The organism is Burkholderia sp. Ed8 (assembly GCF_040761425.1).
Taxonomy (GTDB): Bacteria; Pseudomonadota; Gammaproteobacteria; order Burkholderiales; family Burkholderiaceae; genus Burkholderia; species Burkholderia seminalis.
Window position 1 is genome coordinate 3,253,950 of the sequence record NZ_CP142886.1, and the last position, 22,504, is coordinate 3,276,453.

Sequence of the window (22,504 nt, forward strand, 5' to 3'; positions counted from 1 at the left end):
TCCTCGACGCGTGCGGACTCGAGTGCGCCGGAGCCCGGCGCACGACAATCGCCCCGGACGCGAGGCGCCGTTATGCGAGAATCGGAACCTCCAACCGCTTCACACCACCCATGACGGGGCTCGCATGACCACCCACATCACGATCGAATTCACCGAACACGCAGCGGAAGCCGTCGGCGAGCAAACCAGCACCAGTTTCTCCTACGACCAGGGCGCGCATGTGCCGCAACCGGGCGACTTCGTCGAGCTCGAGCATTCGCGACAGACGTTCCTCGTGATCGGCCGCGTGTTTTCGCTCAAGGCGAACTACTGCGCCGTCAAGCTCGTGCTCGACCTTCCTCCGCCGGACGACGATCAGGACTTCGGTCCCGCGCACTGAGCACCGCTGCAACGCATGCCATCGGCCCGAACCGATGACCACGCAGCGCACGCGTGCGCGACATCGCAGTCGATGATCGATCGACATCGGCTGCGCACGAAACCCCTGCCGACGAAAAACGACCCGGCCCGCGATCGCGGGCCGTGCAGGAACATGAAGCGTTGCGCGTCACCGCGCATCCGGAAACACCGGCGCAGTCAGACACCGCTCGAACCACACTGCATCGTCGCCGTCGCCGATCGGCCACATTTCCGCATCCAGTTGCGGCATGCCCGCGGCCGGCGCAGGCGCGCGGCCATCCACGCCGGACGCACCGGCCCGTACCCATCCTGACTGCGCGCCGCCGCCATCGCACGATTGCGCATGCGCCTGCGCCTCGCAGAACGCCACCGGATGCACCTTCCCGCCGACGGTCGCACTCACCGAGCGGTATTGATAGACCGCGCCGGTCGCCCAGTCCTCGCTCTGGCTGCAGATCCGCGCACGATGCTGCACGTGGACCGCGCCGAAGCACGCGTAGGACACGTGCGTGCCGCTCGCGTCGTCCGGAATGAAATCGCAGTTGCCATCGAAACCGGTCAACGGGCCGCCCGTATATTTCGCGAGCCACTGCCGCTCGGCCAGCGCCCGCGCGATCAGCCCTTTGGCCGACCGATCGGCCAGCATCGCCGTGCGCCGATCGATGGCCTTGCGCACTTCGTCGACCGCCATCGGATGGCCATCGTAATCGGCGTCGAGTCGGTTGTTGCGAGCGCCGATCCAGCGCCGCTGGCTGCGCACGAGCATGTCGCGGATCGCGGCGTCCGGCGCGGCCTTCAGCGCGCCCGCATAGGCCGTATTCATCCTCGCGTCGGCTGTCCGCAGCGCGGGGCTCGCGCAGATGCGCTTCTCGACCGGTTGCACGGCCTTCGCGCAATCGATCGCCAGGGCCGGCAAGGCCAGGCCCATGCCACACATGAACATCGAAGCAAGACCGGCGAGCCTGCCGGCCGATGCCATTCGAATCCCTCGCATGCGCTCTCTCAATCGGTTTGTTGTTCTTGGTCGCGCCGGGTCGACGCGGCATCGCCTGTATCGTCGCAACCGGAACCGGTACCGCGCGTCACCGTGCAGCGCCGCTTCGGGTGCGACAGGCACACACCCCGCGCCGCGGTGCGAACGCACGCGCTCCGGCGCAGCGCACCCCGGCTTTCATTCGTTGATGACGGGATCTCGATCGACTGGACGACGGTCATGCACGCCGTTGCCCGGCACGCGCATCGGTGCCGACGATCATGAACGACCGTCGGCGGCATCTCACGGCAGGCAGCGGCCGCGCATCGTCATGCCCGAACACACGATCGGCTGCGCTGCGCGCGCTGCTTCGCGGCCCCGTCGCCCGACGGCTCGCGCCGCCGCGGCCGGCGTGCCGCGCCACGATTAATTACTTCTTTTCCGGCTCCGACGCACCCGGCTGCTTGAACGGGAACGTGCTGAACATCGACTTCGCCTGGTTCTGCATCTGCTCCTGCATCTGCACGAACATGTTCTTCGACTGCTCGATGTAGCTGGTCATCATCCCCTGCATCATCGGCGCCTGCATGTTCATGAACTGCGACCAGACTTCCGGATTCATCGCGTTGGTGTCGTACAGGTTCTTCGACTGATCCGCGAGCTTGTTCTGGATGTCGATGAACGCCTGGATGTTCTTTTCCAGGTACGTGCCCATCATGCCCTGCATCGCATGGCCGTAGAAACGGATGATTTGCGACAGCATCGACGACGAGAACATCGGCACGCCGCCGCTTTCCTCTTCGAGGATGATCTGCAGGAGGATGCTGCGCGTCAGGTCTTCGTTGGATTTCGCATCGACGACCTTGAAGTCCTCCTGCTCCAGCACGAGCTGCTTGACGTCCGTGAGCGTAATGTACGTGCTTGTCTCGGTATCGTAGAGCCGGCGGTTCGGGTACTTCTTGATGAGCCGTTCGGCAGTCTTCTTTGTAGTAGTCATGTAACGCCTTTCAGTGCAGCGTAGCGCAAGCGCAAGTGACGAATCCCCGCCGCCCGAATCCGGGAGGCGGGGGCCTTCGGAACCCACCCGGCTGCGCGGCCACCCGGCCCGCGCAGCCCGGGCGTCAGCCCATGTGCAGGCCGCCGTTCAGCGAGAAGTCGGCGCCCGTCGCGAAGCCGGAATCGTTCGACGCGAGCCACGCGACGATCGAGCCGATTTCCTCCGGGCCGCCCAGACGCCGCACCGGGATCGTCGCGACGATCTTCTCGAGCACGTCGGGACGGATCGCCTTCACCATGTCGGTGCCGATGTAGCCCGGCGACACGGTGTTGACCGTCACGCCCTTCGTCGCGACTTCCTGCGCGAGCGACATCGTGAAGCCGTGAATGCCGGCCTTCGCGGTCGAGTAGTTGGTCTGGCCGAACTGCCCCTTCTGGCCGTTCACCGACGAAATGTTGATGATGCGGCCCCAGCCACGCTCGACCATCCCGTCGATCACCTGCTTCGTCACGTTGAAGAGGCTCGTCAGGTTGGTGTCGATCACGGCCGTCCAGTCTTCATGCGTCATCTTGCGGAACACGACGTCGCGCGTGATGCCCGCGTTGTTGACCAGCACGTCGATCTCGCCGACTTCGGCCTTGACCTTGTCGAATGCTTCCTTGGTCGAGTCCCAGTCGCCGACGTTGCCTTCCGACGCGATGAAGTCGTAGCCGAGCGCCTTCTGGTCCTCGAGCCACTTCACGCGGCGCGGCGAGTTCGGGCCGCAACCCGCGACGACCTTGAAGCCGTCCTTCGACAGACGCTGGCAGATGCTGGTGCCGATGCCGCCCATCCCGCCCGTTACGTACGCAATTCGCTGAGACATGAATCTCACTCCATTTTTTGGTTTCGAGAGCTATCGAGGCTCCCTCTGACTTCACGTGGCGCCGGCCGAAGCCGCAATCGGCCGGCGCCCGGATTCGGTTCGACGGTGACGAACAGCCGGTTACGGGCGCTCGACCGCGAGCGCGACACCCATCCCGCCGCCGATGCACAGCGACGCCAGCCCGCGCTTCGCGTCGCGCTTGGCCATCTCGTGCAGCAGCGTCACCAGGATCCGGCAGCCCGACGCGCCGATCGGATGGCCGATCGCGATCGCCCCGCCGTTCACGTTCACCTTCGACGTGTCCCAGCCCATCTGCTTGTGCACCGCCAGCGCCTGCGCCGCGAACGCCTCGTTGATTTCCATCAGGTCCAGGTCGCCCGGCGTCCAGCCCGCGCGCTCCAGGCACCGGCGCGACGCCGGCACCGGGCCCATGCCCATCACGCTCGGATCCACGCCCGCGTTCGCGTACGCCTTGATCCGCGCCAGCGGCGTCAGGCCGAGCGCCGCCGCCTTCTGCGCCGACATCACCAGCACCGCCGCCGCCCCGTCGTTCAGCCCCGACGCGTTCGCCGCCGTCACCGAGCCGTCCTTCGAGAACGCCGGCTTCAGACCGGCCAGCGATTCCGCCGTCACGCCGTGACGCACGAATTCGTCGGTGGCGAACTGCAGCGGCTCGCCCTTGCGTTGCGGAATCGACACCGGCACGATTTCATCGTCGAAACGGCCGGCCTTCTGCGCGGCTTCCGCCTTGTTCTGCGACAGCGCCGCGAACGCGTCCTGCTCCTCGCGCGTGATCCCGTATTCCTTCGCGACGTTCTCCGCCGTGATGCCCATGTGGTACTGGTTGTACACGTCCCACAGGCCGTCGACGATCATCGTGTCGACCAGCTTCGCGTCGCCCATCCGGAACCCGTCGCGCGAGCCCGGCAGCACGTGCGGCGACGCGCTCATGTTCTCCTGGCCGCCCGCGATCACGATGTCCGCGTCGCCCGCGACGATCGCGTTCGCCGCCAGCATCACGGCCTTCAGGCCCGAGCCGCACACCTTGTTGATCGTCATCCCCGGCACCGCGTTCGGCAGCCCGGCCTTGATCAGCGACTGCCGCGCCGGGTTCTGCCCCGATCCGGCCGTCAGCACCTGGCCCATGATCACTTCGCTGACCTGATCGGGCTTCACGCCAGCACGCTCCAGCACCGCGCGGATCACCGTCGCGCCCAGTTCCGGCGCTGCAATCTTCGCAAGCGAGCCGCCGAATTTGCCGACCGCGGTTCGCGCGGCCGATACGATCACTACGTCCGTCATTTCCCTTTCCTCCAGGCCCGCACGACACGGCGCATCGTTACCGGCCCTGTTAAAAAAACTGCGGTGCTCCGGACAGCGTGCGCCGCTGTCCGGTTTTCGTCAATCGCGCTGCAATACGTAGCGCCCGGGTGCCGGCTCGATCACCGGAAACTGCGCGGAACCCGCCTCGGCCGGCGGCGCCACCTTGCGGCCGCCGTACGCATCGAGCCATTCGACCCACGTCGGCCACCAGCTGCCCGGCTGCTCGGCCGCACCGGCGAACCAGTCGTCCGCGGATTCGGGCAGGTCGTCGTTGACCCAGTAGCTGCGTTTCTTCTTCGCCGGCGGATTGATCACGCCCGCGATATGCCCCGACGCGCCGAGCACGAATTTCAACGGGCCCGACAGGATCGACGTCGACGCGTAGGCCGTCTGCCACGGCACGATGTGATCCTCGCGCGAACCGTAGATGAAGGTCGGCACGTCGATCAGCGACAGGTCGACGGATTCGCCGCATACGGTCAGCGCGCCCGGCTCGCGCAGCTTGTTCTCGAGATAGGTATTGCGCAGGTACCACGCGTACATCGGGCCCGGCAGGCTGGTCGAATCGCTGTTCCAGTACAGCAGGTCGAACGGCGCGGGCGTGCGGCCCTTCAGGTAGTTGTCGACGACGTAGTTCCACACGAGGTCGTTCGGACGCAGGAACGAGAACGTGTTCGCGAACTCGACGCCGCGCATCAGCCCCGGTTGCGTGCCGTTCTTGCCACCGATGGTCTGCTCGCGCATCTGCACGTGCGCCTCGTCGACGAACACGTCGAGGATGCCGGTATCGCTGAAGTCGAGCATCGCGGTGAGCAGCGTCATCGAAGCGGCCGGATGTTCGCCACGCGCGGCAAGCACCGCGAGCGCGGTCGCGAGCATCGTGCCGCCGACGCAGAAGCCGAGCGTGTTGATCTGCTCGCGGCCGCTGACCTGCTGCACGGCGTCGATCGCCGCGAGCAGCCCTTCGTTCATGTAGTCGTCCCACGTCTTGTGCGCGACCGATGCGTCCGCATTGCGCCACGACACCAGGAACACCTGATGACCGTTCGACAGCGCATGCGCGACGAGCGAATTCTCGGGCTGCAGGTCGAGGATGTAGAACTTGTTGATGCACGGCGGGACGATCAGCAGCGGCCGCTCGAACACCTTGTCCGTCTTCGGCGTGTACTGAATCAACTGGATCAGGTCGTTCTCGTAGACGACCGCACCTTCAGTACACCCGAGGTTCTTGCCGACCACGAACTGCGATTCGTCGGTCTGCGAAATCTTGCCGCGCTGCAGGTCGCCGAGCAGGTTCATCATCCCCTGCCGCAGGCTCTCGCCCTGCGTGTCGAGAATCGATTTCTGCGCGTCGGGATTGAGTGCGAGGAAGTTGCTCGGCGCGGCGGCGGCCGTCCATTGCTGGACCGTGAAGCGGATGCGCTCGCGCGTCTTCGGATCGGTCTGAAGCGAGTCGGCGAGTTCCTGCAGGTAACGCGCGTTGAGCAGATACCACGCAGCCGCGAACGCATGCGCGGGCGACGACTTCCACGCGTCGCCGCTGAAGCGGCGATCCTTCAGTTCGGGGGCCTCGAGCTTCGCGGCGGCAGCCTGCTGCATCAGCGTCATGCAATCGCGTGCGTAGTCGGCCTGCAGCGCCTGGAGCCGTTCCGGCGGAATCGCGGCAACCGGCAGCTTCAGCCCCGCGAACGGCGACGCCATGCCGCCAAGACCCGCGAGGCCACCGAGATCGGGCATCGACGGCATCTGGAACGGAAACGAAGCCGGAAACTGGAAAGTCGCGAACGGATTGACGGTGGCCGATGCAGTCGCGGCGCGCGCCGGATCTGCAAAACCGCGCCACGCGTTCAGCCACGACTCGAACATCTGCTGCATCGGCTGGGCGGCCGGATCAAAACCGGTGCCGCCTGCGGAAGTGCCCGCCTGAGCGGACGTCGACGAATTTTTCGATGCTGTCATTACCTGCCTTACCGGTGATTCGTGAGCGTCAATCGTGAAATCCTGCTCGCGCGCGGCGTGCCGGCTGCGAGCCGGGCCGTCATGCTCTGGAGAGGCGTCTCCAGATTCTGCCGCAGTGCGGTATTTTTATCATTATCGTTTTCCCCATGTGAAGCGCCAAGTCAAACCACTGAACATTTCTGCACGGAGATAATCCGCGTGCAACAGGCGGGACAAGGGTTCCGGCGAAACATAAACCATTTTGTCCGGCTTGACTTCGGGATTTTCCATTCAGTTGCGCATGCGATGCCGCAGTGCCGTCTAAATATCGAGATAACCCGATTTCGCGACGCGGCAAATCCCGCACGCATGCGCATGCCGTCAATCGGCCAGCCAGATCGCCGCTGCCATGCGGCCCGTCACGCGATCGCGGCGGTACGAATAGAAGCGTGCCTGTTCGGCGACCGTGCAAGCCGCCCCGCCGCTCACGTGCGCGACGCCCGCACGGGCGAGACGCAAGCGCGCGAGCGCGTACAGATCGGCGAGAAACTTGCCGGGCGCGCCCTCGATCGCGACGAACGCGAGCCCGGTTTCATCATGCTCCGACTGCAGAGCCGTGTCGAGAAACGCGTCGCGCACGTCCGCGCCGACCTCGAACGCCTGCGGGCCGATCGCCGGCCCCAGGTACGCATGCAGCGTGTCCGTCGCGCCGCCGGCAAGCGCCGCGACGCGAGCCGCGGTCTGCTCGACGATGCCGGCCGCGAGCCCGCGCCAGCCCGCGTGCGCGGCGCCGACCGCGCGGCCTTGCGCATCGCACAACAGCACGGGCAGGCAATCCGCGACCATCACGACGCAGACGGCGCCGGCCCGGTCCGTGACGCTCGCGTCGGCCCGCACCGGCGCAGCAGCCGCAGGCGCCGCCGCGATCACCTCGTCGGCGCGGACGATGTCCGCACCGTGAACCTGCTCGAGCCACGCGGCGCTCGACTGGCCCGCGAGGGCGAGCAAACGCGCGCGATTCGCGGCGACACGGGCCGGATCGTCACCGGTATGCAGGCCGAGATTCATCCCGCCCGGCCGCGCCTCTCCCTCCTGCCAGCGCCCGTAAGGGCCTTCGCTCACACCGCCGTCGCGCGTCGTGATCAGCGCGCGCACGCGCGGCGACACCTGCCAGTCGGGCTGCACGCAGTCCTGCCACGTCAACGGCGCCAGGTTCGTCATCGGCACTCACGCCTCCTCGTCGTCTTCCAGGTACGGCTCGTCATCGTGATACTCGCCGCCGAAATCGTCATCGTCGTAGACACCATCGTCGTCGTCGAATTCCTCATCGCCCTGCCCGAAACCGAGCGCCGCGACGAGCGTGTTCAGGTCGTCCGGCAGCGGACAGCGCCATTGCATCGCCTTGCCCGTGACCGGATGCACGAGGCCGAGCCGCCACGCATGCAGCGCCTGTCGCGCGAAGCCGTCCGGCAGCGGCGTGACCGAACGCTTGCCGCGCGCGCGCCCGTAGACGGGATCGCCGAGCAGCGGGTGCCCGATGTGCGCGCAGTGCACGCGGATCTGGTGCGTGCGGCCGGTTTCGAGATCGCACTGGATCGCCGACACCGGCTGACGTTGCCACAGACATGTGTCAACCGTACGGAAATGCGTGCGGGCCGGCTTGCCCGACGCGCCGGTGACGACGGCCATGCGCGTGCGCTCGCGCGGATCGCGGCCGATCGGCGCGTCGATCGTGCCTTCCTCGGGCATCGTGCCCCACACGAGCGCGAAGTAGCGGCGCTTCACCGTGCGGGCCTGCAACTGCCGCACGAGGTCCGTCTGCGCGGCCAGCGTGCGCGCCACCACCATCAGGCCGGAGGTTTCCTTGTCGAGCCGGTGGACGATTCCCGCGCGCGGCAGGCCGGCCGCCGCGTCGCCGTAGCGATGCAGCAGCCCGTTGAGCATCGTGCCGCTCCAGTTGCCGGCGGCCGGATGCACGACGAGGCCGGCCGGCTTGTTGATCACGACGAGCGCGTCGTCCTCGTAGATCACGTCGAGCGGCACCGGCTCCGGCGTGAACGCGAGCTGCTCGGGCAGCAGGTCGGGCACGAGCGCGATCTTGGCACCGAGCGGCACCGGCTGGCGGATCTTCGCCGGCGCGCCGTCGACGAGCACGCGCTGCGCCTCGATCCAGCTCTGCAGGCGGCTGCGGGAGAATTCGGGGAACAGCTGGGCAAGCGCCTTGTCGAGGCGCTCGCCCGCGAGCGACAGCGGCACTTCGACGACGCGCGGCGCCTCGTCGACCGCCGCGGACGGTACGACGGGCGGCTGCATGACGTCGCCGGCCAGATCGTCATCGAGGGAATCCCCCGACGCAGCGTCGGCGGGCCGATCGCTTGGGCTATAATCTTCGCGATTTGGTGTGCCCGGCTGGGCATTCTGCGAACTTGAACGGGTCATTTAGACTGGGTCACCGAGACTTGAAGCTAGGACATGCGAGCATGATGAATTCGACCAAACGCACGGCCAGAACCGCCGCCGCCCGGGCTGCGGCGGTAGCGGCCGCGGCCCTCATCGCCGGCTGCCACGGCTTGCCGCAGAAGCAGGACGAGACGGCTACCTGGTCGAATAACAAATTATACTCAGAGGCCCAGGACGCACTGTCCGGCGGCGACTGGGGCAAGTGCGCGAAATATTTCGAATCGCTGCAAGGCCGCGATCCGTTCGGTCATTTCGCGCAGCAGGCACAGATCAACGTTGCATACTGCAACTGGAAGGACAACGAAGCGGCCGCCGCCGACCAGGCCGTCGACCGCTTCATCCAGCTCCACCCCGATCATCCGGATATCCCGTACGCGTACTACCTGAAGGGGATGATCCACTTCAACGACGATCTCGGCCTGTTCGGGCGCTTCTCCGGCCAGGACATGAGCGAACGCGATCCGCAGGCGCTGCGCGAGTCGTACGATGCGTTCAAGGTCGTCGTCGACCGCTTCCCGAAGAGCAAGTACGCGCCCGATGCAGCGGCACGGATGCGCTACATCGTCAACGCGCTCGCGTCGCACGAAGTGCACGCGGCCGACTACTACTACCGTCGTGGCGCCTACGTGGCGGCAATCAACCGCGCCCAGCTCGCGATCAAGGATTACAAGGGTGCGCCGGCGATCGAAGATGCGCTGCACATCATGATCCTGTCGTACAACAAGCTGAACCAGCCGCAGCTCGCCGAGGACACGAAGCGCGTGCTCGCGGGCACGTTCCCCGACAGCCCGTACGTCACGGGCCATTCGCGCCCCGGCGCGAAGAAGTCGTGGTGGCAGTTCTGACGAACCGCGCGGCGCAACGCCCGTTGCACGAACAAAAAACCCGGCCATCGAGCCGGGTTTTTTATTGGCGCCGCAATCCGGCGCCGCGGGGGCGATCGCGCGGCGCCGGCCGCGCGGATCGTCACATGCGTTTGTCCGAGCGATGCTCGTCGAAGAAATCCTGCACGACCGCGATCTCGCGCGTGCGCTTGAACGGCGGCAGGCTCTGCCAGATCCGGCGCCCGTAGGGCTTGTCGACGAGCCGCGTGTCGCAGATCATCAGCACGCCGCGATCCGTCTCCGCGCGAATCAGCCGGCCTGCGCCCTGCTTCAGCGTGATCACGGCCTGCGGCAGCTGATGCACGGCGAACGGGCTCAGGCCCTTCTTCGTCAGGGCATCGAGACGCGCGGCCAGCACCGGATCGTCCGGCGGGGCGAACGGCAGCTTGTCGATCACGACGAGCGACAGCGCGTCGCCGCGCACGTCGACGCCCTCCCAGAAACTCTGGCTGCCGACCAGGATCGCATTGCCGTATGCGCGGAAACGGTCGAGCAGCTCGGTGCGGCTCGCATCGCCCTGCACGAGCAGCGGCGTGTTCCAGCCGCGCGATTCGATGACATCGCGCAACTTCGACGCGATCCGGTCGACCGCGCGCAGCGTCGTGCACAGCATGAACACGCCGCCGCCGGACGCCTCGATCGCCGGCAGCGCGGCATCGAAGACGGCATCGGTAAACGCCGGCGAAGACGGCTGAGGCAGGTTGCGCGGCACGTACAGCAGCCCTTGCGACTGGTAGTCGAACGGGCTCGCGAGCGTCATCGAACGGCGCGAGCTGAGGCCCATCTGCGCCGCGTAGTGCGTGAAATCGCCGCGCACCGACAGCGTGGCCGACGTGAACACCCATGCCCGCGGGACACCTGCACGCTGCTTCGCGAAGATCGGCGCGACCGACAGCGGCGTTTCGTGCAGTTGCACGGTATGCGCGAACACCTCGACCCAGCGCACCTTCTCGTTCGGATCGCCGTCGGAGGTCGCCTTGTCGCCGGCCGCGGCCGCGTCGGCCTGCGCGGCCGCCTCCGCCGCGCCGGGCGCAACCCAGCCGGCCAGCAGATCCTGCAGCTCGCGCGCGCGCCGCAGGCACGCGCCGAGCGACTCCGCCCGCTCGGCCTGGCTCGCGAGCGCCGACGCGAGCGCGTCGAGCGCCACGTCGAGCGCGTCGAGCGCGCCGAACATCGGATGATCGTCGCCGAGCTGCGCCAGCGACATGCGCACGATCTGGTCGTTCGCGAACGCAAGGCGCAAGTCGCGCGCCGCACGTTCGAGATCGCCGCCGAGCTTCACCCACTCGACCGCGTCGCGCGCGTGGCCCAGGCCCTCGGCCACCGTGTCGCGGGCGAGTTCGAGGATCTGCGTGGTCGACAGCGTCTCGCCGAAGAACAGCGTCGCCGTCTCCGGCAACTGGTGCGCTTCGTCGAAGATGACCGTGTTCGCGTTCGGCAGCAATTCGGCCATCCCGGTGTCGCGCAGCATGATGTCCGCGAAGAACAGGTGATGGTTGACGACCACCACGTCGGCCTGCTGCGCCTCGCGCCGCGCCTGCATCACGAAGCATTCCTTGTAATGCGGGCACTCCTGGCCGAGGCAGTTGTCGCGCGTCGACGTGACCATCGACCACACGGGCGCCGTTTCCGGCACGCTCGCGAGCTCGGCCTTGTCGCCGCTCTTCGTGATCTTCGCGAAGCGGACGATCTCCTGCAGATACGCGGTGTCCTGCCGCGACGGCAGGCGGCCGTTGTCGGCCGTGCGTTGCAGGTAGTAATGGCACAGGTAGTTGGCGCGCCCCTTGAGCATCGCCACCGACACCGGCACCGCGAGCGCGTTGCGCACGGTCGGGATGTCGCGCTGGAACAGCTGGTCCTGCAGGTGTTTCGTGCCGGTCGACACGATCACCTTGCCGCCCCACAGCATCGCGGGCACGAGATACGCGTAGGTCTTGCCGGTACCCGTACCGGCTTCGACGATCAGCGTGTTGTCGGCCGCATCGGTGTCGGATTCGGCTGATGCGGCGCCGTCCGCGCCCGGCTCGGCTGCCTTGTCGCCGTCGCCGAGGCGGCGCGCCGGCCGCTTGCGTGTTTCGAAGATCTCGGGCTCGGGCATCCGGCGCGCGGACGCTTCCATCGCCGACGCGACCGCGCGCGCCATCTCGATCTGCGAGGTACGCGGCCGGTAGCCGTCGAGCGCGCGCGCCAGCAACCCGCCCTCGCCGAAAATCGTGTCGAGTTCGTCGACGCGCTTGCGGCTCAGCTCGAAGGTGCCTTCGGGCGCACGAGCGCGCCCGGCGGACGTCGCGTCACGCCGGGCATCGGGGGTGGCTTCAAGCGGTGAATTCAAGGCAAGCGTTCCTGTGTCCAGCGCCCGGGCGGCGCCGGCGCTTGCCAGGCCGCGCTCAGGCGCGCTTATCCGGTTCGAGCTGCGATTGCAGCAGAATGATTTTGTCCTTGGCTGCCAGCTTTTCCTTCTTCAGCCGGTGCAGCGTGATGTCGTCGATGTCGGAGTGCCCTTCCTTCAGCTCGATCTCCCGAGCGAGCTGCTGGTGCTGCTCCTGCAATGCAGCCAAACGGTTGTGCAATTCCTGCTGCTGTTCCGTGTGACGGTTTTGCATAGTTGCCTCCTCATCGAAGCAGCGCGGCGGCTGGCATGCCGACGCGCCCGAGACTGATCCCGATCAATCCAACACGTTACTGCCCCTGCTGTTGCTGCTTGGCCTTCTCGGCCGCTTCCTGCTGACGTCGCTCGACATCGGCCTTGTGCTGCGCGGCTTCCTTCTGCTTCTGCTCGTAGCGCGCGGCGTTGTCCGCCCGCTCCTGCGCCTTCTGCGCCGCCTGCTGGTGCGCCTGGTCGAGCTTGCGCTGGAAGTCGCCCTGCTTCTGGTCGTATGCCTGCTTGCTCGCCGCGCGCTGCGGCCCTTCCGCGCCGCGCTGCGCCTGCTTCAGTGCATTCTGCTCCTGCTTGTCGCGGAACGCAGCCGCGTTCGCCGCATCGTTCGCCGCCCGCTGCGGCGCTTCCGCCGCGTTCTGCGCCTGCTTCAGTGCCTGCTGCTGGTCGCGCTGCTGCGCGCGCACCGCGCGCTGCTCGTCGTTGAGCGCGAGTTGCTCCTGACGGATGCTCGCGCGCTCGTCGCGCATCTGGTCGCGCGCCTTGCCGAGACAGTGATTGACGAAAAAGGTGCTGTAGCAATTATGCTCGGCCACCGCATAACGATAATCGTTTTCCGCGGTGCGTTGATTGAGCACTTTTTGACGGGCGTCGAAATCCGGTGCGGCGGAGGCCGCAACGGGCGCGGCCGCGACGGCGTCCGGCGCGGTTGCGCCCGAGGCTTGCGCGAACGCGCCGGAAGGCCCGGCGGACAAAGCCGCGGCGAGCGCTGCGCCGAGCGCGACGAGAGAAATTCGGGAAGTTGGCAACGTCGTAGGAAAGCTGCGGGACATGTGTCAAATTCTATCACCCCCGGCTGGACGCTCCGCCATTTATGGCAAAATGCCCCGCTTCACTCACCCGCGGCATCAGGCCCGTCGGGCCCGCCATGCAGCCCGCCGCGTCGGGCCTGCCGGCCCGCGCCGCGATTTCAGCAGGCAGATCATCCACGACATGACGGAAACCGTAGCACTCAAGATCGTACAGCGCATCGCCACCGAACTGTCCGTCCAGCCGCGCCAGGTCGCGGCGGCCGTGCAACTCCTCGACGAAGGCTCGACCGTTCCGTTCATTGCCCGGTACCGCAAGGAAGTGACCGGCAACCTGGACGACACGCAGCTGCGCCAGCTTGAGGAACGTCTCCTGTATCTGCGCGAACTCGAGGATCGCCGCGCGGCGATCCTGTCGAGCATCGACGAACAGGGCAAGCTGACGGACGAACTGCGCGCCGCGATCGACGCGGCCGACAGCAAGCAGGTGCTCGAAGACCTTTATCTGCCGTACAAGCCGAAACGCCGCACGCGTGCGCAGATCGCCCGCGAAGCCGGCCTCGAGCCGCTCGCGCAGGCCCTGCTCGCGAACCCGCTGCTCGACCCGCAGGCCGAGGCGGCCGCGTATGTCGACGCCGACAAGGGTGTCGCCGACGTGAAGGCCGCGCTCGACGGCGCGCGCGACATCCTGTCCGAACAGTTCGGCGAAACGGCCGAGCTGCTCGGCAAGCTGCGCGACTACCTGCACAACCAGGGCGTCGTGTCGTCGGCGGTCGTCGAGGGCAAGGAAAACGAGGAAGGCGAGAAATTCCGCGACTATTACGACTACGCGGAAACGATCAAGACCGTGCCGTCGCACCGCGCCCTCGCGCTGTTCCGCGGCCGCAACGCGGGCGTCCTGACGGTCAAGCTCGGCCTCGGCGAAGAGCTCGACGCGCAGGTGCCGCATCCCGGCGAGGCGATGATCGCGCGCCATTTCGGCATCGCGAACCAGAACCGCCCGGCCGACAAATGGCTGTCCGACGTCTGCCGCTGGTGCTGGCGCGTGAAGGTGCAGCCGCATATCGAGAACGAACTGCTCACGCAACTGCGCGAAACGGCCGAAACCGAGGCGATCCGCGTGTTCGCGCGCAACCTGAACGACCTGCTGCTGGCCGCGCCGGCCGGCCCGAAGGCCGTGATCGGTCTCGACCCCGGCCTGCGCACGGGCGTAAAGGTCGCGGTCGTCGACCGCACCGGCAAGGTGCTCGCGACCGACACGATCTACCCGCACGAGCCGCGCCGCGACTGGGACGGCTCGATCGCGAAACTCGCCCGCATCGCCGCGCAGACGCAGGCCGAACTCATCAGCATCGGCAACGGCACCGCGTCGCGCGAAACCGACAAGCTCGCGAGCGAACTGATCGCGAAACACCCGGAGCTGCGCCTGCAGAAGATCGTCGTGTCCGAAGCCGGCGCGTCGGTCTACTCGGCGTCCGAGCTCGCCGCGAAGGAATTCCCGGAGCTCGACGTATCGCTGCGCGGCGCCGTGTCGATCGCACGCCGCCTGCAGGACCCGCTCGCCGAGCTCGTGAAGATCGAGCCGAAGGCGATCGGCGTCGGCCAGTACCAGCACGACGTGAACCAGCGCGAACTCGCGCGTTCGCTCGACGCGGTCGTCGAGGATTGCGTGAACGCGGTCGGCGTCGACGCGAACACCGCATCGGTCCCGCTGCTGGCGCGCGTGTCGGGCCTGAACGCGACGCTCGCCCGCAACATCGTCGACTACCGCGATGCGAACGGCCCGTTCCCGTCGCGCGAGCACCTGCGCAAGGTGCCGCGCCTCGGCGACAAGACCTTCGAGCAGGCCGCCGGCTTCCTGCGCATCAACGGCGGCGAGAACCCGCTCGACCGCTCGTCGGTGCACCCCGAAGCCTATCCGGTCGTCGAACGGATGCTCGCGAAGATCAACAAGCGCATCGACGACGTGCTCGGCAACCGCGAAGCGCTGTCGGGCCTGTCCCCGACGGAATTCGTTGACGAACGTTTCGGCCTGCCGACCGTGCGCGACATCCTGTCCGAACTGGAGAAACCGGGCCGCGATCCGCGGCCGGAATTCAAGACGGCGACGTTCCGCGAAGGTGTCGAGAAGGTGTCGGACCTCGTGCCAGGCATGACGCTCGAAGGCGTCGTGACGAACGTCGCCGCGTTCGGTGCGTTCGTGGATATCGGCGTCCATCAGGACGGCCTCGTCCATGTGTCCGCGATGTCGACGAAGTTCATCAAGGACCCGCACGAAGTCGTGAAGGCCGGCCAGGTCGTCAAGGTGAAGGTGCTCGACGTCGACGTGAAGCGCCAGCGCATTGCGCTGACGATGCGCCTCGACGACGACGCGGCAGCACCCGGCATGTCGTCGCGCGGCGGCCAGGATCGCGGCAACGCGGCGCGCGGCGCGGCTCGCCCGCAGCGCTCGCGCGAGCCGGAACCGGCCGGCGCGATGGCCGCGGCATTCGCGAAGCTGAAGCGCTGAACACGCGAAAGCCGCCGCCAGAAAAAAGCCCGCCGAAAGGCGGGCTTTTTTATGCGCCGGCAGCCGTGGCGCGCGGCTGAACGGCCCGCGCGCCGCGTCCGGTCAGATCTCGATCTTCGTGCCGAGCTCGACGACGCGGTTCGCCGGAATCGAGAAGAAGTCGGTCGGCTTCGCGGCGTTCTGGTGCATCCACGCGAACACGCGCTCGCGCCAGATCGACATCCCGGGCAGGTGGGTCGGCACGACCGTTTCGCGTGCGAGGAAGAACGACGTGTCCATCAGCTCGAACGTCATGTCGTGCGCGCGGCCGAATTCCTCGAGAACGGCCTTCACGTCCGGCGTCTCGTTGAAGCCGTACTCGGCCTTGACGATGTACAGCCCGCCGCCCGCATCGCGCGAGGTCTGGCGCTTGTCGTCGCGCACATAGGGAAAGTCACGCGTGACGAACGTCAGGAAAATGGTCCGCTCGTGCAGCACCTTGTTGTGCTTCAGGTTGTGCAGCAGGCTGACAGGCACGAGCTTGTCGTTGCCGGTCAGGTAGATCGCGGTGCCCGATACGCGATGCGGCGGATGCGCGAGCAAGCCCTGCAGGAACGGCTCGAGCGGAATACCGTCGGCCGCCGTGCGTTCCTTGACGATGTGACGCCCCTTGTACCAGGTCATCAGCAGGAAGAACAGCAGCGCGCCGATGCCGAGCGGCAGCCAGCCGCCCTGCGCGACCTTCAGCAGGTTCGCGCCGAAGAAGCCGAGGTCGATCGCGAGGAACACGGTGATGATCGCGCCGACCAGCAACCGGTTCCAGTTCCACACCTTCACCATCACGACGCACGCGAGCACCGTGGTGATCACCATCGTCGCCGTCACCGCGATGCCGTACGCGGCCGCGAGATTGTCGGAGCTCTTGAAACCGACCACGATGCAGAGGATCACGAACAGCAGCAGCCAGTTCACGACCGGCACGTAGATCTGGCCGATCGCGAGCTCGGACGTGTGCAGCACCTTCATGCGCGGCACGTAGCCGAGCTGGATCGCCTGCGACGTCAGCGAATAGGCGCCCGAGATCACGGCCTGCGACGCGATCACGGTCGCGACCGTCGACAGCACGACGAGCGGCAGCAGCCCCCATTCGGGCGCCAGCAGGAAGAACGGGTTTTCGATCGCTTTCGGATTCTGGATCAGCAGCGCGCCCTGGCCGAAGTAGTTCAGCACGAGCGACGGCATCACGAGCCCGTACGCGGCGATCCGGATCGGCTTCGCCCCGAAGTGGCCCATGTCCGCGTAGAGCGCTTCCGCGCCGGTCAGCACCAGCACGACCGAGCCGAGCACGACGTAGGCCTGCAGCAGGTGGTCGGCCATGAACGACGCCGCGTAATACGGGTTGACGGCCGCGATGATGCCCGGCACGCGCACGATGTGGTACACGCCGAGCGCCGCGATCACGACGAACCACAGCACCATGATCGGGCCGAACAGCTTGCCGACCAGTGCGGTGCCGTGACGCTGGATCCAGAACAGCGCGATCAGGATCACGATCGTGATCGGCAACACGAGGTGGGACAGGTGCGGCGTCGCGATTTCGAGACCTTCGACCGCCGACATCACCGAGATCGCCGGCGTGATCACCGCGTCGCCGTAGAACATGCACGCGCCGAAGATCCCGAGCGCCATCAGCGCGCCCGCGACGCGGGTCTTCGAGTCGAGCGGCCGCAGCGACAGCGCCATCAGCGCCAGCACGCCGCCTTCGCCGTTGTTGTCGGCCCGCATCACGAACAGCAGGTACTTGACGCCGACCACCAGGATGATTGCCCAGAACAGCAGCGAGATCACGCCGAGAATCGATCCTTCGGTGAGCGGAATGCCGTGTGCGGGGCTGAACGCCTCCTTCAGCGAATACAGCGGGCTGGTGCCGATGTCGCCGAACACGACGCCGATGGCTGCTATCGCTAGCGCCCGCATCGAGTGTTGTTGCGTCGAATGCGGCGCGTGTGCGGCGTCGGTCGCGTGGATCGTGTCGTTCATATGAAGCGTAATAATCGGGTCCGGGTCGGACAAAACGAGCGCTATTCTACTCGCGCCCCCGTGAAACGCCGCCCTGCTCTGTTGCCTTGGAACCACGTGATCCACGCTGCGCATGCAATCCGGCGCGAGCTGTGGCAGGGCTGCCATCATAGCCGGGGCAGCGCCGTCTGCCTACTATCGGATTCGTGAAACGCCCCGCCCGACGCCCCGCCGCGCAATGAAAAACGGCGCCGCAAGCGGCGCCGTACCAGGCTTTCCTTCGATCGGCCGGGCGCTTACGCGCCCGAACCGTCGCGCTGCGCGCGACCGCGCTTGATCCACGCCTCGAGGTTGTGCGGACGCACCGTGTCCCACTCCTCGAACGGCTGATGAATCCACGGATTCGTCGGCAGAAACTGCGTGTGATAGTCGGGCTTGACCTTCGAGCAACCCTTGTACCAGAGGACGGCCGAGCGAACCGCCGTCACGGACGGGTAACGCTCCTTCAGGTGCTCCTGCACGCGCGCGAGCGTGACGCCCGAATCGACGAGATCGTCGACCAGCAGCACGTTGCCCGCGAGGTTGCCGCGCGTCATCGTGATGTACTGCGCGATGTCGAGCTCACCCTGCTCGGTGCCGGCCGCTTCGCGGTACGAACTCGTCGCGAGGATCGCGAGCGGCACGTCGTAGATGCGCGACAGCTGGTCGCCGACGCGCAGGCCGCCGCGCGCGAGGCACAGGATCTGGTCGAACTTCCAGCCCGACGCGTGCACCTGGAGCGCGAGCAACTCGATCAGACGGTGATACTCGTCCCAGCCTACCCACAGGTTCTTGTCGTCGTTGCGCGGATCGGTCATCAAGTCTGCCGCCGTCATCGTGATTTGCTGCGTCATCTTGGAATTACACCTTGAACGGATGGCGGAGCAGGATCGTTTCGTCGCGGTCCGGGCCCGTCGACACCATGTCGACCGGCACGCCGGCCACGTCCTGGACACGGGACAGGTATGCCTGCGCGTTCACCGGCAGCGCATCCCACGTCTTGATGCCGACCGTGCTTTCCTTCCAGCCGGGGAACGTTTCGTATACGGGTTCGCAACGCGCCACGTCGGCGGCGCCGCGCGGCAGGATGTCCACGTCCTTGCCGTCGATCTTGTAGCCGACGCACAGCTTGACTTCGTCGAGGCCGTCGAGCACGTCGAGCTTCGTCATGCACAGGCCCGACACGCCGTTGATCTGGATCGAGCGGCGCAGCGCGGCTGCGTCGAGCCAGCCCGTGCGGCGCGGACGGCCGGTGACCGAACCGAATTCCTTGCCGACGTTCGCGAGCGTGACGCCGACCTGGTCCTGGCGCTGCGGATTGTCCGCATCGTACAGTTCGCTCGGGAACGGGCCCGAACCGACGCGCGTGCAATACGCCTTCGTGATGCCGAGGATGTAGTTGAGCTTCTGCGGACCGACGCCCGCGCCGGCCGACGCCGCACCCGCGACGCAGTTGCTCGACGTGACGAACGGATAGGTGCCGTGGTCGATGTCGAGCAGCGTGCCCTGCGCGCCTTCGAACAGCAGGTTCTGGCCCGCGTTGTTCGCGTCGTACAGGCGGCGCGACACGTCGGCCACCATCGGCTTCAGGCGGTCGGCATAGCCGAGCATCGTGTCGAGCGTGGCCTGGAAATCGACGGCCGCGCCGCCCAGATACTGGGTCAGCACGAAATTGTGGAAATCGAGGTTTTCGCGCAGGCGGTCGGCGAAGGTCTTCGCGTCGAACAGGTCCTGCACGCGCAGCGCGCGACGGCCGACCTTGTCTTCGTACGCCGGGCCGATGCCGCGGCCGGTCGTGCCGATCTTGCCCGCGCCCTTGCGCGCTTCGCGCGCCTGGTCGATCGCGATGTGGTACGGCAGGATCAGCGTCGTGGCTTCGGAGATGAACAGACGGTCGCGCACGTTCACGCCGGCTTCTTCGAGCTCGCCGATTTCCTTGAACAGTGCTTCGGGGGACAGGACGACGCCGTTGCCGATGTAGCAGGCGACGCCTTCACGCATGATGCCCGACGGAATGAGGCGCAAGATCGTTTTCTTGCCGCCGATGATGAGGGTGTGGCCGGCGTTGTGACCGCCCTGGAAACGCACGACGCCCTGAGCGTGGTCCGTCAGCCAGTCGACGATCTTGCCCTTGCCTTCATCACCCCATTGCGTTCCCACGACGACGACATTGCGCCCGGGAGTCACGTTCACTGCGCTGGCAGACATGTTGATTCGTTAGCTGGTTAAAAACGTATTCTACCTATGTTCGCGGGCGATTCCGAATTTTTCCGTTTCGCTTCAACGATATGCACGTCGAAGCACGGCCCGCGAACGCCTGTTTATCGGGGTTCGACCACCCATGCGCCGTCACGCTCGACGAGCGAACGATCGCATGCGAATTCGTCGAGCACGTGGTCGTGGCCGGGGAGTGCCTGGATCACGACCTCGCCCGCATCGCGCAGCGCGGCGACGGCCGCGCCCAGTGCGTCGTCCTGCGCCCACGGCGCGAGAATCGCGGTGCCGCGCGCCTCGACCGGCGAGATCCGCGCGAGCTCGCGCAGGTCGAGCGAGAAGCCCGTTGCCGGGCGCGCACGGCCGTACGCCTGGCCGACGTGGTCGTACCGGCCGCCGCGCGCGATCGCGTTCGGCACGCCGTCGATGTACGCGCTGAACATCGCGCCGCTGTGGTATGCATAACCCCGCAGGTCGGCGAGGTCGATCGCCACTTCCGCGCCCTTCGCCTGCGACGCGAGCTGTGCCAGATCGTCGAGCGCCCGCGTGATTTCCGGCAGCACCGGCAAGCGTGTGCGCGCCTCGGCGAGCACGCCCGCATCGCCGTAAAGGCTCGGCAGCGCGCGCAGCGCGGCGCGCGTATCGGCGCCGAGATCGTCGGTGAGTTCGTTCAGGAGCGGCACGTCCTTGCCCGACAGCGCGTCGTACAGCGACTCGCCGCGCTCGGCGGCCTGCGCGTCGCGCGCCAGCAGCGCCGCGAGCACGCCCGCATGGCCGAGGTCGAGACGGATGCGCGACAGGCCCGCGAGATGCAGCGCGTCGAGCATCAGCTGCTGGATCTCGAGGTCGGCTTCCAGCCCGGCATGCCCGTAGATTTCGGCACCGATCTGGATCTGCTCGCGCGTCGCGTGCAGGCCGCGCGGGCGCGTATGCATCACGTGGCCGGCGTAGCACAGGCGCGTCACGCCCTGGCGGTTCAACAGATGCGCGTCGATCCGCGCGACCTGCGGCGTGATGTCGGCGCGCAGGCCGAGCGTGCGGCCCGACAGCTGGTCGACCAGCTTGAAGGTGCGCAGGCGCAGGTCGCTGCCGCCGCTCGTCAGCAGCGACTCGAGATACTCGAGCAACGGCGGCATCACCATTTCGTAGCCGTACGAACGGAAGCGGTCGAGCAGCCTGCGGCGCAGCTCCTCGATCTTGCGCGCTTCCGACGGCAGTACGTCGGCGATATTCTCGGGAAGTAACCAGGTCGACATCGGTACGGTCCTACGACGGGAAACGGCGCGCGCCACGCGCGCCGCGAGTTGAATCGGAACTTCGGAATCGGGCGGGACGGACGGCGGATGCGCCGTCCGGATCACGTGGCGAGCAGCAGCAGCACGAGCCCGAGCGCCATCACGATCAGGCCGCCGATCCGGATATGATGCGGCGGCCGCTCAGCTATTCTACGAAACGTGTCGCGCCAGGCGACGGGAAACACGAAGGGGAACGCCCCCTCGATGATCAGCATCAGCGCTACTGCGAGCAACAACGAGCCAGCCAGGTCCATGCGAGCGACGGCGCCGCTCGACGCGGCGCCTCAAAGTCAATGTTTGCGGGGAGCAGGCGCCGCCGGTGCGGCGCCGCCCGTCGGGCTGCGCATGAAGCGGAAGAACTCGCTGTCGGGATCGACGACGATGATGTCGTTGCGCTTGAACGTATTCCGGTAGGCCTGCAGGCTCGCGTAGAACTGATAGAACTGCGGATCGCGGCCGAACGCATCGGCGGCAATCGTCGCGGCCTTCGCGTCGCCCTCGCCCTTGATCGTCTGCGCGGACTTGTATGCGTTCGCGAGCACGGCCTGCTGCTCACGTTCGGCATCGGCCTTGATCCGCTCGACGTCGGCCGCGCCTTCCGCACGCACCTGCGCCGCCTGATCGCGCAGCGTGCCGATCATCCGTTGATAAACGGCATCCGTCTGTGCAGCCGGCAGGTCGACGCGCGTCAGCTGGACGTCGACGACGTCGACGCCGAAGCCCGACGCCTTCGCCTTGACCGCATCGCGGGCCGCATCGGCGATCGCGCGCTGGCCGCCGAGGGCGTCGTCGAGCGCGCGCTGGCCGAACGCGTCGCCGAGCGCACCCTTCAGCGCGCCGGCCAGGCGGTCGGCAGCCGCGGCCGGATCGCCGCCGGTCGCCGTGAAATACTTCAGCGGATCGCTGATCCGGTACTTCACCGCATACGCGACGAGCAGGTCGTGCTTGTCCTGGGTGGCGAGCTGCAGCGGATCGGACGACTCGAGCGATTGCAGGCGCGTGTCGATCAGCGTGGCCGTCTGCAACGGCGGCGGCAGCTTGAAGTGGAGGCCCGGGCCCGCGAGTTCGGGCTGCGCGCCGTCACGACCCGACAGCACGGCCGCATGACGCGGATCGACGGTCAGGACCGTCGAGGACGCCGCGAAGGCAACGATCACGATCGCGACGACGAGCGCAATGATTCGGTTCATGTTCTGCGCTCCCCG

19 protein-coding genes are annotated in these 22,504 nt (G+C 67.0%); 3 read left to right on the forward strand and 16 right to left on the reverse strand.

The window, feature by feature from the left end; all coding sequences use genetic code 11:
• The first annotated feature begins 124 nt into the window (after window positions 1–124).
• Complete coding sequence (locus VXM69_RS28845; RefSeq protein WP_034186779.1) at window positions 125–379, forward strand: hypothetical protein; 255 nt, start codon at window positions 125–127, stop codon at window positions 377–379.
• 168 nt (window positions 380–547) lie between these two features.
• On the opposite strand, the gene VXM69_RS28850 is transcribed toward VXM69_RS28845, so the two are convergent.
• From VXM69_RS28850 to VXM69_RS28880, 7 genes are all read right to left on the reverse strand, one after another.
• Window positions 548–1,516, reverse strand: a complete 969-nt coding sequence (locus VXM69_RS28850; RefSeq protein WP_367189628.1) for a lysozyme inhibitor LprI family protein — start codon at window positions 1,514–1,516, stop codon at window positions 548–550.
• Between the two features lie 286 nt (window positions 1,517–1,802).
• Window positions 1,803–2,369, reverse strand: a complete 567-nt coding sequence (gene phaR, locus VXM69_RS28855; RefSeq protein WP_034186777.1) for a polyhydroxyalkanoate synthesis repressor PhaR — start codon at window positions 2,367–2,369, stop codon at window positions 1,803–1,805.
• Window positions 2,370–2,493: 124 nt separating this feature from the next.
• The gene (locus tag VXM69_RS28860) at window positions 2,494–3,234 is read right to left on the reverse strand and encodes a 3-ketoacyl-ACP reductase (RefSeq protein ID WP_006491801.1); all 741 of its coding nucleotides are present in this window, start codon (window positions 3,232–3,234) and stop codon (window positions 2,494–2,496) included.
• A gap of 120 nt (window positions 3,235–3,354) precedes the next feature.
• On the reverse strand, window positions 3,355–4,536 hold the full coding sequence (locus VXM69_RS28865; RefSeq protein ID WP_069706224.1) for an acetyl-CoA C-acetyltransferase: 1,182 nt from the start codon (window positions 4,534–4,536) through the stop codon (window positions 3,355–3,357).
• A gap of 99 nt (window positions 4,537–4,635) precedes the next feature.
• Window positions 4,636–6,516, reverse strand: coding sequence for a class I poly(R)-hydroxyalkanoic acid synthase (phaC, locus tag VXM69_RS28870; protein ID WP_367189629.1), 1,881 nt, complete (start codon window positions 6,514–6,516; stop codon window positions 4,636–4,638).
• A 360-nt stretch (window positions 6,517–6,876) separates the two neighbouring features.
• Entirely contained in the window at window positions 6,877–7,716 is an 840-nt protein-coding gene (pgeF, locus tag VXM69_RS28875; protein WP_367190219.1) for a peptidoglycan editing factor PgeF, read from the reverse strand.
• 6 nt (window positions 7,717–7,722) lie between these two features.
• Window positions 7,723–8,934 carry an RluA family pseudouridine synthase gene (locus VXM69_RS28880; protein ID WP_034188624.1) on the reverse strand — a complete coding sequence of 404 codons (1,212 nt, stop codon included), beginning with the start codon at window positions 8,932–8,934 and terminating at the stop codon, window positions 7,723–7,725.
• Between the two features lie 41 nt (window positions 8,935–8,975).
• Here VXM69_RS28880 and VXM69_RS28885 point away from each other — a divergent pair, with 41 nt between their 5' ends.
• Window positions 8,976–9,800: an outer membrane protein assembly factor BamD gene (locus VXM69_RS28885; RefSeq protein WP_034188625.1), complete on the forward strand. Its 825-nt coding sequence runs from the start codon at window positions 8,976–8,978 to the stop codon at window positions 9,798–9,800.
• Between the two features lie 121 nt (window positions 9,801–9,921).
• On the opposite strand, the gene VXM69_RS28890 is transcribed toward VXM69_RS28885, so the two are convergent.
• From VXM69_RS28890 to VXM69_RS28900, 3 genes are all read right to left on the reverse strand, one after another.
• Entirely contained in the window at window positions 9,922–12,171 is a 2,250-nt protein-coding gene (locus tag VXM69_RS28890; protein ID WP_034188626.1) for an ATP-dependent DNA helicase, read from the reverse strand.
• 55 nt (window positions 12,172–12,226) lie between these two features.
• Window positions 12,227–12,442: a YdcH family protein gene (locus tag VXM69_RS28895; RefSeq protein WP_006478692.1), complete on the reverse strand. Its 216-nt coding sequence runs from the start codon at window positions 12,440–12,442 to the stop codon at window positions 12,227–12,229.
• A 76-nt stretch (window positions 12,443–12,518) separates the two neighbouring features.
• Window positions 12,519–13,268: a hypothetical protein gene (locus VXM69_RS28900; protein WP_049028415.1), complete on the reverse strand. Its 750-nt coding sequence runs from the start codon at window positions 13,266–13,268 to the stop codon at window positions 12,519–12,521.
• Between the two features lie 160 nt (window positions 13,269–13,428).
• Here VXM69_RS28900 and VXM69_RS28905 point away from each other — a divergent pair, with 160 nt between their 5' ends.
• Window positions 13,429–15,753 (forward strand): Tex family protein, encoded by a 2,325-nt coding sequence (locus VXM69_RS28905; protein ID WP_034188628.1) that lies wholly within the window; start codon window positions 13,429–13,431, stop codon window positions 15,751–15,753.
• A 102-nt stretch (window positions 15,754–15,855) separates the two neighbouring features.
• On the opposite strand, the gene VXM69_RS28910 is transcribed toward VXM69_RS28905, so the two are convergent.
• From VXM69_RS28910 to hflC, 6 genes are all read right to left on the reverse strand, one after another.
• Window positions 15,856–17,772, reverse strand: coding sequence for a potassium transporter Kup (locus VXM69_RS28910; protein WP_049036608.1), 1,917 nt, complete (start codon window positions 17,770–17,772; stop codon window positions 15,856–15,858).
• Window positions 17,773–18,047: 275 nt separating this feature from the next.
• Window positions 18,048–18,644: a phosphoribosyltransferase gene (locus VXM69_RS28915; RefSeq protein WP_006485899.1), complete on the reverse strand. Its 597-nt coding sequence runs from the start codon at window positions 18,642–18,644 to the stop codon at window positions 18,048–18,050.
• 7 nt (window positions 18,645–18,651) lie between these two features.
• Window positions 18,652–19,998: an adenylosuccinate synthase gene (locus tag VXM69_RS28920; RefSeq protein WP_034188630.1), complete on the reverse strand. Its 1,347-nt coding sequence runs from the start codon at window positions 19,996–19,998 to the stop codon at window positions 18,652–18,654.
• A gap of 113 nt (window positions 19,999–20,111) precedes the next feature.
• Window positions 20,112–21,260, reverse strand: coding sequence for an ATP phosphoribosyltransferase regulatory subunit (locus VXM69_RS28925; protein ID WP_034188631.1), 1,149 nt, complete (start codon window positions 21,258–21,260; stop codon window positions 20,112–20,114).
• Window positions 21,261–21,361: 101 nt separating this feature from the next.
• Window positions 21,362–21,553 carry a DUF2065 domain-containing protein gene (locus VXM69_RS28930; protein WP_009687995.1) on the reverse strand — a complete coding sequence of 64 codons (192 nt, stop codon included), beginning with the start codon at window positions 21,551–21,553 and terminating at the stop codon, window positions 21,362–21,364.
• Between the two features lie 36 nt (window positions 21,554–21,589).
• On the reverse strand, window positions 21,590–22,489 hold the full coding sequence (hflC, locus tag VXM69_RS28935) for a protease modulator HflC (RefSeq protein WP_049034102.1): 900 nt from the start codon (window positions 22,487–22,489) through the stop codon (window positions 21,590–21,592).
• Window positions 22,490–22,504: the final 15 nt, after the last annotated feature.

What these genes read in the sequence shown, in the direction of transcription:
- VXM69_RS28845 (WP_034186779.1), top strand. Translation starts at nt 125, where the DNA reads ATGACCACCCACATCACGATCGAATTCACCGAACACGCAGCGGAAGCC.
- phaR (WP_034186777.1), bottom strand. Translation starts at nt 2,369, where the DNA reads ATGACTACTACAAAGAAGACTGCCGAACGGCTCATCAAGAAGTACCCG.
- VXM69_RS28860 (WP_006491801.1), bottom strand. Translation starts at nt 3,234, where the DNA reads ATGTCTCAGCGAATTGCGTACGTAACGGGCGGGATGGGCGGCATCGGC.
- VXM69_RS28865 (WP_069706224.1), bottom strand. Translation starts at nt 4,536, where the DNA reads ATGACGGACGTAGTGATCGTATCGGCCGCGCGAACCGCGGTCGGCAAA.
- phaC (WP_367189629.1), bottom strand. Translation starts at nt 6,516, where the DNA reads ATGACAGCATCGAAAAATTCGTCGACGTCCGCTCAGGCGGGCACTTCC.
- pgeF (WP_367190219.1), bottom strand. Translation starts at nt 7,716, where the DNA reads ATGACGAACCTGGCGCCGTTGACGTGGCAGGACTGCGTGCAGCCCGAC.
- VXM69_RS28880 (WP_034188624.1), bottom strand. Translation starts at nt 8,934, where the DNA reads ATGACCCGTTCAAGTTCGCAGAATGCCCAGCCGGGCACACCAAATCGC.
- VXM69_RS28885 (WP_034188625.1), top strand. Translation starts at nt 8,976, where the DNA reads ATGATGAATTCGACCAAACGCACGGCCAGAACCGCCGCCGCCCGGGCT.
- VXM69_RS28895 (WP_006478692.1), bottom strand. Translation starts at nt 12,442, where the DNA reads ATGCAAAACCGTCACACGGAACAGCAGCAGGAATTGCACAACCGTTTG.
- VXM69_RS28900 (WP_049028415.1), bottom strand. Translation starts at nt 13,268, where the DNA reads ATGTCCCGCAGCTTTCCTACGACGTTGCCAACTTCCCGAATTTCTCTC.
- VXM69_RS28905 (WP_034188628.1), top strand. Translation starts at nt 13,429, where the DNA reads ATGACGGAAACCGTAGCACTCAAGATCGTACAGCGCATCGCCACCGAA.
- VXM69_RS28910 (WP_049036608.1), bottom strand. Translation starts at nt 17,772, where the DNA reads ATGAACGACACGATCCACGCGACCGACGCCGCACACGCGCCGCATTCG.
- VXM69_RS28915 (WP_006485899.1), bottom strand. Translation starts at nt 18,644, where the DNA reads ATGACGCAGCAAATCACGATGACGGCGGCAGACTTGATGACCGATCCG.
- VXM69_RS28920 (WP_034188630.1), bottom strand. Translation starts at nt 19,998, where the DNA reads ATGTCTGCCAGCGCAGTGAACGTGACTCCCGGGCGCAATGTCGTCGTC.
- VXM69_RS28925 (WP_034188631.1), bottom strand. Translation starts at nt 21,260, where the DNA reads ATGTCGACCTGGTTACTTCCCGAGAATATCGCCGACGTACTGCCGTCG.
- VXM69_RS28930 (WP_009687995.1), bottom strand. Translation starts at nt 21,553, where the DNA reads ATGGACCTGGCTGGCTCGTTGTTGCTCGCAGTAGCGCTGATGCTGATC.
- hflC (WP_049034102.1), bottom strand. Translation starts at nt 22,489, where the DNA reads ATGAACCGAATCATTGCGCTCGTCGTCGCGATCGTGATCGTTGCCTTC.